This is a genomic window from Pseudomonas sp. PA15(2017), assembly GCF_001945395.1.
Lineage (GTDB): Bacteria > Pseudomonadota > Gammaproteobacteria > Pseudomonadales > Pseudomonadaceae > Aquipseudomonas.
On record NZ_MSXV01000058.1, the window covers coordinates 1 to 14437 of the forward strand.

Below are 14437 nucleotides of genomic sequence, written 5' to 3' on the forward strand. Positions count from 1 at the left end.
CTGCTTTGCCCGCGACCTTCGCCCTGGATATAACCCATAAACGACAATGCCCCTATCAACCGATAGAGGCATTGTCTTCAACTCACCCTCGGACTGCTAGGTTTTCACACAGTCTGTTCGGCATCCCTTTTTTATTGCCTGCGATTCGAGACTTCATCGCCTCCAGTATTGGTTGGACCAACCCGGGTATCGCTGCGCTCAACCGCGGGCTACATCGCGCATATCCCCCGCGTGTGCAGGGCAGGCTTTCCGTAGCCTGGGTTGAGCGCAGCGATACCCGGGAGCAACGAGAAAGATGGGATAAGGAGACCTACGCAGCCCCGCCAATGCGGCGAGGCTACGCAATCAGAGCACGTTCGGCTCGATCTCCAAGCTGACACCAAAGCGCTCGGCGATATCCGCCTGAATGCGCTGCGCCAGGCCGAGCAATTGCTGCCCGGTGGCGTTGCCATGGTTGACCAGCACCAGCGCCTGCAGGCGGTGCACGCCAGCGTCGCCGTCGCGGTAGCCCTTCCAGCCGGCCTTCTCGATCAGCCAGCCGGCAGCCAGTTTCACCTGGCCATCGGCCTGCGGGTAGGCCACCAGGTCGACGCATTCGGACTGCAGACGCTGCGCCAGTTCAGCGGGCACCAGCGGATTCTTGAAGAAGCTGCCGGCATTGCCGAGCAGCGCCGGGTCCGGCAGCTTCTCGCTGCGGATGGCGCAGATCGCGCGGCTGACATCCAGAGCGCTTGGCGCCTCGATGCCCTGCTCCGCCAGGCGCTGGCGCACCGGGCCGTAATCCAGATGCAGCGCCGCATTGCGGCTCAGGGCGAAGCGCACACGCAGGATGATCCAGCGCCCGCTTTCGCGCTTGAACAGGCTGTCACGGTAGGCGAAGGCGCAGTCCTGCAGGCTGAACTCGCGAACCTCGCCACTCTGCCGATCCAGGGCCGTGAGGCCGAGGAAACAGTCCTTGAGCTCGACGCCGTAGGCGCCGATGTTCTGCACCGGCGAAGCGCCGACCGTGCCGGGAATCAGGCTGAGATTCTCCAGACCGACCAGGCCCTGAGCCAGCGTCCACAGCACGAAGTCGTGCCAGGGCTCACCGGCTTCGGCTTCGATCTGCACGTGCTCGCCGTCGTCGGCCAGCACGCGAATGCCGCGGCCGACCATACGCAGCACCAGCGCCTCGATATCGGCGGTCAACAGCAGGTTGCTACCGCCGCCGAGCACCAGCAGCGGCACCTGACGCTCGCGTGCCGCCTCGAGCGCCTGGCGAACCTGCGGCACGTCGCCCGCCTCAGCCCAGTAGCGCGCCGCCACATCCACACCGAAGGTGTTGTAGGCTTTGAGCGATACGCCCGACTGCACCACCAGGCTCATAACCGCCCCTTGAGTTCGATCAGCAAGGCATCGCTGGCCTGCTCGAGCAGATCCAGCACATGCTCGAAACCTTCGCTGCCGCCGTAATACGGATCCGGCACGTCGTCCTCGGCCAGTTCGAAACGGCGCAGGTAGAGGTCCAGCTCGCCCCGCGCCTGGGCCGGACGCAAACGCTGCAGATCGCGCAGGTTGGCGCCGTCCATGGCCAGGATCAGGTCGAAACGCGCGAAATCATCAACCGAGACCTGGCGGCCGCGCAGGCTGGACAGGTCGTAGCCACGGCGGCTGGCCGCCTGCTGGGTGCGCGAATCCGGCGCCTTGCCCACATGCCAGTCGCCGGTGCCGGCGGAGTCGACTTCGATACGCTCGGCCAAACCGGCCTGCTGCAGGCGCTGACGCACGACCGCCTCGGCGGTGGGTGAACGGCAGATGTTACCCAGGCAGACGAACAGGACGCGCATCAGGCACCCAGCAAACGACGGACACGATCCAGGTCTTCCCTGGTGTCGACGCCCGCAGGCGGCGCTTCCAGGGCGTCAGCGACATGGATACGCACGCCGTGCCAGAGCGCGCGCAGCTGCTCCAGGCATTCGGTGTTCTCCAGCCAGCACGGGCCCCAGGCGACGAAATCCTGCAGGAACCCGGCGCGGTAGGCATAAATGCCGATATGCCGGCGGTACGGCACGTCCGCCGGCAACGCGTCACGGTCGGCGGCAAAGGCATCACGCGCCCAGGGCAGCGGCGCTCGGCTGAAGGTCAGCGCCAGGCCGTTGAGGTCGCTGGTGACCTTGACCACGTTGGGATTGAACAGCGCAGCGACATCCTCGATCGGCTCGGCCAGGGTGGCGATGCCCGCCTGGGGATTGCCGGCCAGGTTGGCGGCCACCTGGTCGATGATCGACGGCGGCACCAGCGGCTCGTCGCCCTGCACGTTGACCACGATGGCATCGGCCGCCAGGCCCAGCGCCGCGGCCACTTCGGCCAGGCGATCAGTACCGGAGTTATGGTCGACGCGGGTCAGCAGCACCTGGGCGCCAAAGCCTTTGCAGGCTTCGACGATGCGCGCATCGTCGGTGGCCACTACCACCTGGGTCGCACTGCTCTTGCAGGCTTGCTCCCAGACATGCTGGACCATTGGCTTGCCGGCGATGTCCTGCAGCGGCTTGCCAGGCAGTCGGGTCGACGCATAGCGCGCCGGAATAACCACGGTAAAGGCGTTGCTCATGTTACTTGTCCAGGCGCTCGTCATCGTTGAGGGTGCGGGCTTCGCTTTCCAGCATGACCGGAATGCCGTCGCGGATCGGATAAGCCACACCGGCGCCCTTGCTGATCAGTTCGGTCTTGTCCTGGCTGAGCTTCAGCGGGCCCTTGGTAATTGGGCAGGCCAGGATATCGAGCAGTTTCGGGTCCATGGGAAATCCTTGAGAATAGAGAGGGAGTAGACGCGCAGGCTTAGTGCCGTTCGCCGAGCAGACGTTCCAGCCGGGCGTCGAACCAGGCGCGGAAAGCCGCAGACGGCTGGGCCTCGACGGCCAGGTACCACCAGTCGTCGGCCGCGAAGGCCCGGCATTTCACCGCATCCTTCTCGGTCATCACCAGCGGCAGCGCCGGCGAGAAATTCAGCAGCTCGGCGCTGTAGGCAGCATGGTCGGCGAAGGCATGGGCGACAGGCCGCCAGTGTAGCGCCTCGAGGGTCTTGAAGAAACGCTGCGGGTTACCGATGCCGGCCACGGCGTGCACGGCCTGGCCGGGGGGAAAATGATCGAGTGAGCGGTGCTCGCCGCTGCGCAGGTTGATCAGCGCGCTGGGCACCAGGGTGAAGGCGTAGCCGTCGGGTGGATCCTCGGCTGCGCCGTTGTAGAGGCAGGCATCCACGCTCTGCAGGCGCTCGGCCGGCTCGCGCAGCGGCCCGGCGGGCAGACAGCGGCCATTGCCGAGGCCACGGGCGGCGTCGATCAGCACCAGCTCCACGTCGCGGGCCAGGCGGTAATGCTGCAGGCCGTCGTCGCTGAGCAACAGATCCAGCGGCTCCTCGGCGAGCAGCGACCGGGCCGCCCGACTGCGATCCGGGTCGATCATCAGCGGCACGCCGCTGCGCTGCACGATCAGCAAGGGTTCGTCCCCCGCCTGCTCGGCACTCTGCTCGGCGCGAACCCGCCAGGGCAGGCTCGGCGGCTTGGCGCCGTAGCCGCGGCTGATCACCCCAACGCGCAGGCCGCGGGCCTGGCACTGCTCGACCAGCCAGAGAATCAAGGGGGTTTTGCCGGTACCGCCAACGGTGATGTTGCCTACAACGATCAGCGGCACCGGCGCGCGATAGATCTCGCCATCACCGGCCAGGAAACGCGCGCGCTTGCGCTCTACCACACCGCGATACAAGGTCTCCAGCGGGCGCAACAGCGTCAGCGCCGGGTGCCCCGCATACCACGCCCGCACCAGGCGGTCGGACAGGCTCGCCATCAGGGTGCGGCCTGGGTCTCGACCGTGGTGATACGCAGGTGCGCGAAGCCCAGCTTGCCGGCTGCGTCCATGGCAGTGATCACCGACTGGTGGCTGGTCTTGGCGTCGGCGCTGATGGTCAGCGGCAGGCTGTTGTCGCCGCCGGACTCCTTCTGCAATGCCGCCATCAGGGTGTCCAGGTCGTTCTTGATCAGCGCCTGGCCGTTGAGCGAAAAGGTGCCGTCGGCGGAGATCACCACTTCCAGTTGCTTGAGTTCGCTCTGCTCCGGCGGCGTGCCGCTGGCCGCCTCGGGCAGATCGACCTGCATGCGGGTTTCACGGGTGAAGGTGGTGCTTACCACGAAAAACAGCAGGAGGATGAACACCACGTCGATCAGCGAGGCGAGATTGATCTCGACCTGCTCGCGCCGTCTACGTCTGAACTTCACGCCTTTTTGCTCCCCTTGGCCGGCTTGGGCTCCTCGGCCAGGTCGACGTCGCGCTCGCCCTGCACCATTTCCACCAGCTTGATCGCCTCCTGCTCCATGCCGATCACCAGCTCATCGACGCGGCGCTGCAGGAAACGGTGGAAGAACAGCGCCGGAATCGCCACGGTCAGGCCCGATGCGGTGGTGATCAGCGCCTTGGCGATACCGCCGGCGAGCAGCGCCGGGTTGGCGGTGCTGCCGCCCATGAACGAGCCGAAGATATCGATCATGGCGATCACCGTACCGAGCAAACCGAGCAGCGGCGTGATGCCGGCGATGGTGCCCAGCGCATTGAGGTAGCGCTCCATTTCGTGGACCACCCGTGCGGCGGCCTCCTCGATGCACTCTTTCATGATCTCGCGACCATGCTTGGAGTTGGCCAGGCCTGCCGCGAGGATCTCACCGAGCGGCGAGTCGGCGCGCAGCTCCTTGAGCTTCTGGCTGTTCAGCTGTTTGTCCTTGATCCAGCGCCAGACCTGCCCCAGCAGATGCGGTGGCGTGACGCGGCTGACGCGCAGCGTCCACAGACGTTCGGCAATGATGCCCAGGGCAGCGATTGAACACAGAATGATCGGCAGCATCACCCAGCCGCCAGCTTTAACCAGTTCCCACACGGTGGCAGATCCCCTTCGCAAAAGTGGCGCCACTCTAGCATAGGGTCGTGATGTCGCCGACGGCTGCGGTTCTCATTTTTCCCGCCAGAAACGCGGTATTTCACGCAACGCCTGCGGCTCGTCGAAGCCGCCGAGGTCGATACGCAGCGCACCGGTCTCGACACTGTCGTAGGCACGGGCATCGAAGACCTCATAGCGAGAGACGATCGCCGGATGGGGATGCCCATAGGCGTTGTGCTTGCCCCGCGAATACAGCACCGCCTGGGGCTGCACGGCCTTGAGCAAGGCCCAGGACGACGAGCTGCGGCTGCCGTGGTGCGGCGCCACCAGCCAGTGAGCCTGCAGGTCACGCCCCGTGTCGATCAGCGCGCGCTCGGCGCGGGCATCGATATCGCCAGTCAGCAGGATGCGTTCGCCCGCAGCCTCGATGATCAACACGCAGGATGACTGATTGCTGTTCGCCGCATCGGTCCAGCGCCAGGTGTCGAATTGCACGCCATCCCACGACCAGCTCGTTTCTTCGCAATCCTCCGCACCCAGCCCGCCAGGTAGCTCGGGGGCTTCGCCACTGACCACGCGCTTGACTGGCAGCCCGCGCGCCACCGCTTCGGCACCACCGGAATGATCGTTGTCCGAGTGACTGATCAACAGGATGTCCAGCTCGCGCACATCCAGAGCCCGCAACGACGGCAGCACCACCCGCTCGCCCATGTCGAAGTCGCCGAAACTGGGGCCGGCGTCGTACAACAACGCGTGATGGCGGGTCAGCACCAGCATCGACAGACCCTGGCCGACGTCCAGCATCCACACCTCGGCACGTTGCTCGGCGGGCCGCGGTACAGGCGTGAACAATAAAGGCAGCAACAGGATCAGCCCCAGGCCGCGCATTGGCACACCGCTAGGCAGCAGAATGAACAAGGCACCCAGCGCCACCAGCAACCAGCCCCACAACGGCAGGTCGCTGGGCAACCAAGCCGGCAGCCACTCGGCCATCGCCCCAAGCACGCGAAACAGCCACTCCAGCGAGAAGCCGGCCAGCCACAGCAGCCCATCGCCGAGCCAGGGTACCGGCAGCAGCAAGGTGCCAAGCAGCGCCAGCGGTACCACCGCGAAACCGACCCAGGGCACGGCGATCAGGTTGGCCAGTGGGCTGCTGGCACTCACCGGTAAGCCGAGGGCCAGTAGCATCGGCAGCAGGCCGACGGTCATCGCCCACTGCGCGCGCCCCAGGGTGCGCCACCAGGCCCAGGCGCCCAGGCGCGCGGCGAAGATCAGAATCAGTAGCCCCACCGCGCCGAACGACAGCCAGAAGCCCGGCTGCAGCACCGCCAACGGCTCGAGGAGCAGGACCGCGACCAACGCCACCAGCAGCGGCAAGGTGATGCCCAGATGACGAAAGCGCCAGCGCCACAGCAGCACCAGGCCGATCATTGCGCAGGCGCGCTGCACCGGCACTTCGAAGCCCGCCAGCAGGCTGTAGCCCAGCGCCGAGGCGAAGCCCAGCAGGCAGGCCACCGGCAACCAGGGCAACGCGCGTGGCCACCAGCCCAGGCGGGCCAGCCAGAACACCAGGCCGTAGAACATGCCGGCCACCAGCGTCACGTGCTGGCCGGAAATCACCAGCAGGTGCACGGTGCCGGTGTCCTGCAGCACCCGCCAGTCGGCCACCGACAGGCCGGAACTGTCTCCCAGCACCAGGGCGGCCAGGCCACCGGCGCGGCCATGGGGATCCTTGGCGAGCATGTGTTGACGCAACTCGTCACGCCACGCCGAACTGCCGCCGGCTTCGCTCAGGCGCTGGCCGGACTTGATGGTGCCCACCCCGCCGATGCGCTGAGTCAACAGCCAGGCCTCGTAATCGAAGGATTGCGGATTGACCAGCCCATGGGGTCGTTTGAGGTTCACCGCCACGCGCCAGCGCTCACCAGCACGAATCTCCGGCCCGCCATACCAGGACAGGCGCAGCAACTGTGGCAGCTCGGCACGACGCGAGTATGGCTCGGCCAGATGAAAGCGCACCACGCCTTCGCGCACGTCCGGCAGGTCGACCACCCTACCCTCGAGCCACAACGTGCGACCGTCCAGCTCCGCCTCCAGACGATCATCCAGCGCCCATTGCGCAGAGGCACATGCCCAGCTGAAACCGAGCAGAAACAGGCCGACCAGATGGCCACGAGAAGCCAGAAGCACCAGCCCCAGCAGCGCCGCAGCCAACAGCAGGGAAATGGGCGGTAGTTGCGGCAGGAAGCGCAGCAGCAGCAAGCCGGCTGCCAATGCCAGCAAAGCGCTGCGCAAATCACCTGTTCGAGTGCCATCCATGGGCGTCCCGCTGAGCAGAGGGTATAGAAACGCAAAGGCCGCTACGTTCATAGCGACCTTGCGAGCCTAGCAGGCGGATGGTGCGACGACGGGCCTCACTCGTAACGCAATGCCTCGGCCGGCTGGGTACGCGAGGCGCGCCAGGACGGATACAAGGTGGCGAGGAAGCTCAGGGTCAGCGCGGCACTGCAGATCAGCACCACGTCGGCGACCTGCAACTCCGACGGCAAGGTACTGATGAAGTAAACGTCGGAGCTGAACACGTGCTGGCCGCTGACGCGCTCCAGCCAACCCACCAGTTCGCTGACGTTGAGCGCCGCCAGCACGCCCAGCACGCCGCCGATCAGTGTGCCGATCACGCCGATCACCGTGCCCTGCACCATGAAGATGCCCATGATCTGTCGTGGCGTGGCACCCAGGGTACGCAGGATGGCGATATCGGCGCCCTTGTCGGCGACCACCATGATCAGCGTGGCGATAATGTTGAAGGCCGCCACCGCGACGATCAGCAGCAGCAACAGACCGATCATGGTCTTTTCCATCTTCATGGCGCTGAACAGGCTGCCCTGGGTCTGGGTCCAGTCGCTGGCGTGGTAGCCCTCGCCCAATTGCGCGGCAATCGCCGCCGCCACCTGGGGCGACTGGTACAGGTCCTTGAGCTTGAGGCGAATGCTCTGCACCGATCCCGGCTCCAGGCGCTGGATCTGCGCGGCATCAGCGACGTTGATCAGCGCCAGGGAGCTGTCCAGGTCGGCGCCGACCTTGAAGATGCCGACCACGTTCAAACGCTGCATGCGTGGCGTGATGCCGCCAGGCACCGAGCTGACTTCCGGCACGATCAGCGCCAGGCGGTCGCCGATCTGCAGCTGGAAGCGCCGTGCGGTGATCTCACCGATGATCACCCCGTACTCGCCTTCGCGCAAATCGCTCAACCGGCCCTGCACCATGTGGTCACCGATGATCGAGACCTTCGGCTCCAGCGCCGGGTCGATGCCATGCAGCTGGATCGGCTGCATCACGCCGCGGTAGGAAAGCATGCCCTCCAGCTCGGCGAACGGCACCGCGGCCTCGACCTGCGGATTTTGCAGCGCCACCTTGGCCGGCGCCTGCCAGTCGGCCAGGGCCGGTGCACCGGCGATGGTCGCGTGGGGCACCATGCCAAGGATGCGCGAGCTCATTTCCCGGTGAAAGCCGTTCATCACCGACAGCACCACGATCATCGCCAGCACGCCCAGGGACAGGCCGATCATCGAGGTCAGGGAAATGAACGAGATGAAGTGATTGCGCCGCTTGGCGCGGGTGTAACGCAGGCCGATGAAGACACTCAGCGGGCGAAACATCAGGCGCGCACCAGCTTGCCGTCTTCCAGGCTCAGCACCCGGTCCATCTGCCGCGCCAGTTGCAGATCGTGAGTGACGATCAGGAAGGCGGTCTGCGACTGGCTGCTCAGCTCGCGCATCAACTCCTGAATGCCCTGGGCAGTATGGGAGTCAAGATTGCCGGTAGGCTCGTCGAGCAGCACCAGGCCGGGGCGGTTGACCAGCGCCCGGGCGATCGCCACACGCTGGCGCTCACCGCCGGACAGCTCGGCCGGCTTGTGGCTCAGACGATGGCCAAGGCCGACCCGCTCGAGCAGCTCGGTGGCGCGCTGGCGCGCTTCGGGAATCGGCGTTTTGCCGATCAACAGCGGCATGCACACGTTTTCCAGCGCAGTGAACTCGGCAAGCAAATGGTGAAACTGGTAGACGAAACCCAGCGCACGGTTGCGCAGCAGGCCGCGCTGCTTCTCGTTGAGCGCCGACAGCTCCTCGCCAGCCAGCCAGACACTGCCGCTGCTCGGCGTATCCAGGCCGCCGAGCATGTTGAGTAGCGTGCTCTTGCCCGAACCGGAACTGCCGACGATGGCCACGCGCTCGCCGGGAAACAGCTCCAGCTGCAAATCGTCGAGCACCACCACCGATTGCGGGCCTTCTTCGTAGCGCTTGCCCAGGTTGCGGCAGCTGAGCACGGCGCCTTGCGCCTGCACGACCGGTTCACTCATAACGTAATGCCTCCGCGGGCTGGGTGCGCGCCGCGCGCCAGGCCGGATAAAGAGTAGCGAGGAAACTCAGAACCAATGCCGCACCGCACATCTGCACCACGTCGGCGAGCATCAGCTGCGACGGCAGGTAGTCGATGAAATACACGTCGGCATTGAGAAACTTGAAGCCCAGCAGGCGCTCGACGCCGGCGATGATGGCGCTGATGTTCAGCGCGGCGAGAATGCCCAGCACCGCACCGATGATGGTGCCGATCACCCCGATCACCGTGCCCTGCACCATGAAGGTGGCCATGATCTGCATCGGCGTGGCGCCCAGGGTGCGCAGAATGGCGATGTCGCCCTTCTTGTCGGTGACCACCATCACCAGCGTGGAAATGATGTTGAACGCGGCGACGGCGACGATCAGCAGCAGCAGCAGGCCGATCATGGCTTTTTCCATACGGATGGCCTGGTAGAGATTGCCGTGGGTGCGGGTCCAGTCGCGGGCCAGGTAATCCTGCTGGCCGAAGCTCTGGGCCAGCTGCCAGGCAGTACGCGGCGCCTGGAACAGATCGGCGAACTTGAGGCGGATGCCCTGCACCTGGTCAGGCTGCTGACGCTGCAGACGGGCCAGATCCTGGACATGGGTCATGGCCATGAAACCATCGATTTCACCGGCACCGACATGGAAGATGCCGACCACGGTGAAGCGCTTAAGGCGCGGGAACACGCCGCCCGGGGTGACGGTGACTTCCGGCGCCACGAACGTGATCTTGTCGCCCATGCCGACGCCGAGCTTGGCGGCGGCCTTGTCGCCGATGACGATGCCGAAGGTGCCGGGTTGCAGATCCTCGAGGCGACCTTCCCGGAAGAAGTCGCCGATGATCGACACCTTGGGCTCCTTGACGGGATCCACGGCATTGATCAGCACCTTCTGCACCTTGCCGTCGTTGGTCAGCAGGCCCTGCATCTGGCTGAAAGGCGCCACCGCCACCACCTGCGGATTCTTCAAGGCGCGGTCGGCCAGGCGCTGCCAATCGGTGATCGGCGTGGCGCTCTCGATGGTCGCATGGGGCACCATGCCCAGCACCCGGGTGCGCATTTCATGGTCGAAGCCGTTCATCACCGACAACACCAGGATCATCACCAGCACACCGAGTGCCAGCCCGATCATCGAGGTCAGGGAAATGAACGAAACGAAGTGGTTGCGACGCTTGGCCCGCGTGTAGCGCGTACCGAGAAAAACGGACAGGGGTCTGAACATGTGGGGCGCTTGTTCGAGGGAAAGAGAAACGTCCTTGTGGCGGGGCCTGGCGAGCGGCCTTACACTCTGACCACCACTGCTGCCATGGGTTCGCCATGTCGACTCAAGACGAAAACGATCGCCGCGAATACTACCGTATCGAGGACACGATCGCACTGGATTTCACCCCCCTGGCCGGCGCCGAAGCCCTGGCCAGTGACGAGCTTCATGACGCCTCGCCGCTGTTCAACCTGCTCAGCGAACTGCACGTGATGGATTTCGAATCCCAGCACCTGCTGCGCAATATCAGCGAGCGCGACCGCACCCTGGCGGGCTACCTCAAGGTGGTCAACAAGCGCATAGACCTGCTCGGCCAGGCCATGGCCCAGAGCCTGCTGCGCGATATCGGCCCGCCCAAGCGAGTGACGTTGTCCGAAGGCGGCATCAGTTTTCTCAACACACAACCGGTAACAGTCGACAGCCACCTGGCCATGAAGATGGTCCTGATGCCCCAGGCACTCGGCCTGCTGCTACGGGCCAAGGTGCTGCATTGCACCGAGCGTGACGGCCAGTTCGAGATCGGCGCCGAGTTCGAAGCGCTGACTGACGCACAACGCCAATTGCTCGCCCGGCATATCCTGCAGCGTCAGGCGCAGGAGCGCCGCCAGGCCCGCGAGGAACTCACGTGATACCGTCCCGACTGCTGCTTTCACTGGTTCTGCTGCTGCCCCTGGCAGCCCAGGCCGAGACCCTGACGATTCCCGTTGGCCAGCAAGGCGCCGACCTGACCGACCTGCCGCAAAAGGGTCAGTCGAAACGTTCGGTGCTGGAACGCTTCGGCCTCGCCGATGAAGAGCACCCCGCGGTCGGCAAACCGCCGATCACCCGCTGGGACTACCGCGAATTCAGCGTCTATTTCGAATACGATCATGTGATCGACAGCGTGCGCCACCTGCAACCGCGCACCACCGCCACCGAGTAAGGAGCAACCGTGACCCTGATCTACGGCCATCGCGGCGCCAAGGGCGAAGCCCCGGAAAATACCCTGGTCAGCTTTCAGCAGTGCCTGGAGCACGGCGTACGCCGTTGTGAGCTGGACCTGCACCTGTCGCGCGACGGCGAACTGATGGTCATCCACGACCCGACGCTCAAGCGCACCACCGGCCAGCGTGGCAAGGTGGTCGAGCACGACGCCGCTGAGCTGGTGCACTACGACGCGCGTCGCGGCGGCCCGGGCTGGCGGCACCCCTGCCCCATTCCACGGCTGAGCGAACTGTTCGAGCAATGCGACTTCGAGCACTGGCAGCTCGAGGTCAAGAGCGCCTCCAAGGTGCGCGCTGCCCGCACCGTGGAAGCCATCGCCCTGCTCAGCCGCCGTTTCGGCCTGGACGACAAGATCACCATCACCTCCAGCTCCCGCGAAGTGCTCGGCGCCGCCCAGCGCCTGACGCCGCACCTGGGCCGCGGTCTGGTCGCCGAATACGCCTGGCTGGACCCGATCAAGGTGGCGCGCAACTATGGCTGCGACCTGCTGGCCCTGAACTGGACGCTGTGCACCCCGGAGCGCCTGCTCAAGGCACAGAAAGCCGGTCTGCACGTATCGGTCTGGACGGTCAACGAACCCGCCCTGATGCGCCGCCTCGCCGACTTCGGCGCCGACAGCATCATCACGGATTTTCCCGGTATCGCCGTCAATACGCTGCGCGGTTGAGCGATCCGGCTGCTGATGTGGGAACGGGACATGCCCGTGATTTCGCGCGCATGGCGCGCTCCCACTTCCTGACTAAGTCGGTGACGCTGGCATAGAAGGATCGAAAATATGCTGATCGTCTTCAGCGGCCTGCCTGGTACGGGCAAGACCACCCTCGCCAAGGCCCTGGCCGCCCACCTCGAATGTTTTTACCTGCGCATCGACAGCATCGAGCAGGCGTTGCGCAATAGCGGCGCGCTCAGGCAGGACGTCGGTAGCAGCGGCTATCAGGTGGCCAACGCCATCGTACTGGACAATCTCAAGACGGAACGCCATGTAGTCGCCGACTGCGTCAATCCGGTCGCGGAAAGTCGCCAGGCCTGGGCTGATACAGCCGCAGAAGCGGGATGCCCATTGTTGAACGTGCAGATCATCTGTTCCGATCTTGATCGACATCGCCAGCGCGTGGAGTCCCGAATCAGCGACGTACCGGGGCTGGCGGTGCCAGACTGGCAGTCGGTCATGGCCCACGAGTACGAACCCTGGCAGCAGACGCCACTGACCGTCGATACCGCGCAGCTGTCGACGGACGCAGCACTGGCGCTGCTCATCGAGCAGCTAACCGCCTACCCGTAAGCCCGTACCTGAAAACGCCAAGGGATCGCCCATAAAAAACCGATCCACTGGGGATCGGTCTTGTGGCCTGCTCAGACGCTCTCGCGGTTTGGCCAGCGCCAGTCGCGGGAGTCGGCAAACGGATCCCCGACCGGCTCAGGCCGCCGGCCGGAGCCGCTCAAAAAAGCCGGTTGAGCCCGTCGAATGCCGCCACGCGGTAGGCTTCGGCCATGGTCGGGTAGTTGAAGGTGGTGTTGACGAAATACTTGAGGGTATTCGCCTCGCCCTTCTGGTTCATGATCGCCTGGCCAATGTGCACGATCTCCGAGGCCTGGTAGCCGAAGCAGTGCACGCCGAGCACCTCCAAGGTTTCGCGGTGGAAGAGGATCTTCAGCATGCCCACCGGCTCGTGGGAGATCTGCGCCCGCGCCATGCTCTTGAAGAACGCCTTGCCAACTTCGTAGGGAATCTTGGCCTTGGTCAGCTCATGCTCGTTCTTGCCGATCGAGCTGATCTCGGGAATGGTGTAGATGCCGGTTGGGATGTCATCGACGATCCGCCAGCTACCGTTGTCGACGATGCTGCCAGCCGCCGAACGGCCCTGGTCGGCGGCGGCGCTGGCCAGGCTCGGCCAGCCGATCACGTCGCCAGCGGCGTAGATGTTCGGGACTTCGGTGCGGTAGTGCTCGTCGACCTGCACCTGGCCACGGCTGTTGACGCTGATGCCGATATTTTCCAGGCCCAGCTTGTCGGTGTTGCCCGTACGACCGTTACACCATAGCAGCGCATCGGCCTTGATCTTCTTGCCGGACTTCAGGTGCAGGATCACGCCGTTGTCCAGGCCCTCGATGCGCTCGTACTCTTCGTTGTGACGAATCAGCACGTTGTTGGTGCGCAGGTGGTAGCTCAGCGCATCGGAAATTTCCGAGTCGAGGAAGCTCAGCAGCTGATCGCGGTTGTCGATCAGGTCGACCAGTACGCCCAGGCCGCTGAAGATCGACGCGTATTCGCTACCGATCACGCCGGCGCCATAGATGATCAGGCGGCGTGGGGTGTGGCTGAGGGTCAGGATGGTGTCGCTGTCGTAGACGCGCGGGTGGTTGAAGTCGACATCCGCCGGGCGGTACGGACGCGAGCCGGTAGCGATGATCACTTGCTTGGCGGACAGGGTCTCCACCACGCCGTTGGGGCAGACCACTTCGATGGTCTGCTCGTCGGCGAAGCTGCCGGTGCCGAAGAACACGTCGATGCGATTGCGCGCGTAGTAACCGGTGCGCGAGGTGACCTGTTTGGCGATCACTCGCTCGGCGCTTTTCAGCACGTCAGGAAAGGAGAACCAGCGCGGCTCGCCGATCTGGCGGAACATGGGGTTGGTGTTGAACTGCATGATCTGCCGCACCGAGTGGCGCAGCGCCTTGGACGGGATGGTGCCCAGGTGGGTGCAGTTGCCGCCCACTTCACGGCGGTCGTCGACCACGGCCACCTTGCGACCGGCCTTGGCCGCGTTCATCGCTGCCCCTTCACCTGCGGGGCCGGAGCCCAATACCACGACATCGTAGTTGTAGACCGCCATGTTCACTCCTCTGATCACGCCGTAACGCTTATCGCGCGTTATCGACAGAACCAGGCCGAACGGGCGGCCTG

16 protein-coding genes are annotated in these 14437 nt (G+C 65.0%); 4 read left to right on the top strand and 12 right to left on the bottom strand.

What is annotated here, in order from left to right:
• Positions 1–345: 345 nt before the first annotated feature.
• The 11 genes from murB to BVH03_RS21610 all read right to left on the bottom strand — a co-directional run bounded on the left by murB (position 346) and on the right by BVH03_RS21610 (position 10509).
• Complete coding sequence (gene murB / locus BVH03_RS21560; RefSeq protein WP_075963110.1) at positions 346–1365, bottom strand: UDP-N-acetylmuramate dehydrogenase; 1020 nt, start codon at positions 1363–1365, stop codon at positions 346–348.
• Positions 1362–1826: a low molecular weight protein-tyrosine-phosphatase gene (locus BVH03_RS21565; RefSeq protein WP_075963111.1), complete on the bottom strand. Its 465-nt coding sequence runs from the start codon at positions 1824–1826 to the stop codon at positions 1362–1364. Before BVH03_RS21565 ends, murB begins: the two co-directional genes overlap by 4 nt.
• On the bottom strand, positions 1826–2590 hold the full coding sequence (kdsB, locus tag BVH03_RS21570) for a 3-deoxy-manno-octulosonate cytidylyltransferase (protein ID WP_075963112.1): 765 nt from the start codon (positions 2588–2590) through the stop codon (positions 1826–1828). Before kdsB ends, BVH03_RS21565 begins: the two co-directional genes overlap by 1 nt.
• Before the next feature lies 1 nt (position 2591).
• Positions 2592–2777 carry a Trm112 family protein gene (locus BVH03_RS21575; protein WP_013791977.1) on the bottom strand — a complete coding sequence of 62 codons (186 nt, stop codon included), beginning with the start codon at positions 2775–2777 and terminating at the stop codon, positions 2592–2594.
• Between the two features lie 40 nt (positions 2778–2817).
• A complete protein-coding gene (gene lpxK, locus BVH03_RS21580) occupies positions 2818–3825 on the bottom strand; it encodes a tetraacyldisaccharide 4'-kinase (protein ID WP_075963113.1) in 1008 nt (335 codons plus the stop codon).
• Positions 3825–4253 (bottom strand): biopolymer transporter ExbD, encoded by a 429-nt coding sequence (locus BVH03_RS21585; RefSeq protein ID WP_075963114.1) that lies wholly within the window; start codon positions 4251–4253, stop codon positions 3825–3827. The genes lpxK and BVH03_RS21585 overlap by 1 nt, the downstream gene beginning before the upstream one ends.
• Positions 4250–4906: a MotA/TolQ/ExbB proton channel family protein gene (locus tag BVH03_RS21590; protein WP_075963115.1), complete on the bottom strand. Its 657-nt coding sequence runs from the start codon at positions 4904–4906 to the stop codon at positions 4250–4252. Before BVH03_RS21590 ends, BVH03_RS21585 begins: the two co-directional genes overlap by 4 nt.
• A gap of 72 nt (positions 4907–4978) precedes the next feature.
• The gene (locus BVH03_RS21595) at positions 4979–7225 is read right to left on the bottom strand and encodes a DNA internalization-related competence protein ComEC/Rec2 (RefSeq protein ID WP_177344930.1); all 2247 of its coding nucleotides are present in this window, start codon (positions 7223–7225) and stop codon (positions 4979–4981) included.
• A 95-nt stretch (positions 7226–7320) separates the two neighbouring features.
• A complete protein-coding gene (locus tag BVH03_RS21600; RefSeq protein WP_075963116.1) occupies positions 7321–8565 on the bottom strand; it encodes a lipoprotein-releasing ABC transporter permease subunit in 1245 nt (414 codons plus the stop codon).
• A complete protein-coding gene (gene lolD / locus BVH03_RS21605; protein WP_075963117.1) occupies positions 8565–9266 on the bottom strand; it encodes a lipoprotein-releasing ABC transporter ATP-binding protein LolD in 702 nt (233 codons plus the stop codon). Before lolD ends, BVH03_RS21600 begins: the two co-directional genes overlap by 1 nt.
• A complete protein-coding gene (locus tag BVH03_RS21610) occupies positions 9259–10509 on the bottom strand; it encodes a lipoprotein-releasing ABC transporter permease subunit (protein WP_075963118.1) in 1251 nt (416 codons plus the stop codon). Before BVH03_RS21610 ends, lolD begins: the two co-directional genes overlap by 8 nt.
• A gap of 95 nt (positions 10510–10604) precedes the next feature.
• Between BVH03_RS21610 and BVH03_RS21615 the strand changes: the two genes are divergently transcribed.
• From BVH03_RS21615 to BVH03_RS21630, 4 genes are all read left to right on the top strand, one after another.
• Positions 10605–11177 carry a PilZ domain-containing protein gene (locus BVH03_RS21615; protein WP_075963119.1) on the top strand — a complete coding sequence of 191 codons (573 nt, stop codon included), beginning with the start codon at positions 10605–10607 and terminating at the stop codon, positions 11175–11177.
• Positions 11174–11470, top strand: coding sequence for a phosphodiesterase (locus tag BVH03_RS21620; protein ID WP_075929401.1), 297 nt, complete (start codon positions 11174–11176; stop codon positions 11468–11470). The genes BVH03_RS21615 and BVH03_RS21620 overlap by 4 nt, the downstream gene beginning before the upstream one ends.
• Positions 11471–11479: 9 nt before the next feature.
• Positions 11480–12199: a glycerophosphodiester phosphodiesterase gene (locus tag BVH03_RS21625; protein ID WP_075963120.1), complete on the top strand. Its 720-nt coding sequence runs from the start codon at positions 11480–11482 to the stop codon at positions 12197–12199.
• Between the two features lie 108 nt (positions 12200–12307).
• The gene (locus BVH03_RS21630; protein WP_075963121.1) at positions 12308–12814 is read left to right on the top strand and encodes an ATP-binding protein; all 507 of its coding nucleotides are present in this window, start codon (positions 12308–12310) and stop codon (positions 12812–12814) included.
• Between the two features lie 157 nt (positions 12815–12971).
• Here the strand turns inward: BVH03_RS21630 and sthA are convergent, their stop codons facing one another.
• Positions 12972–14366, bottom strand: a complete 1395-nt coding sequence (gene sthA / locus BVH03_RS21635; RefSeq protein ID WP_075963122.1) for a Si-specific NAD(P)(+) transhydrogenase — start codon at positions 14364–14366, stop codon at positions 12972–12974.
• Between the last annotated feature and the right edge of the window lie 71 nt (positions 14367–14437).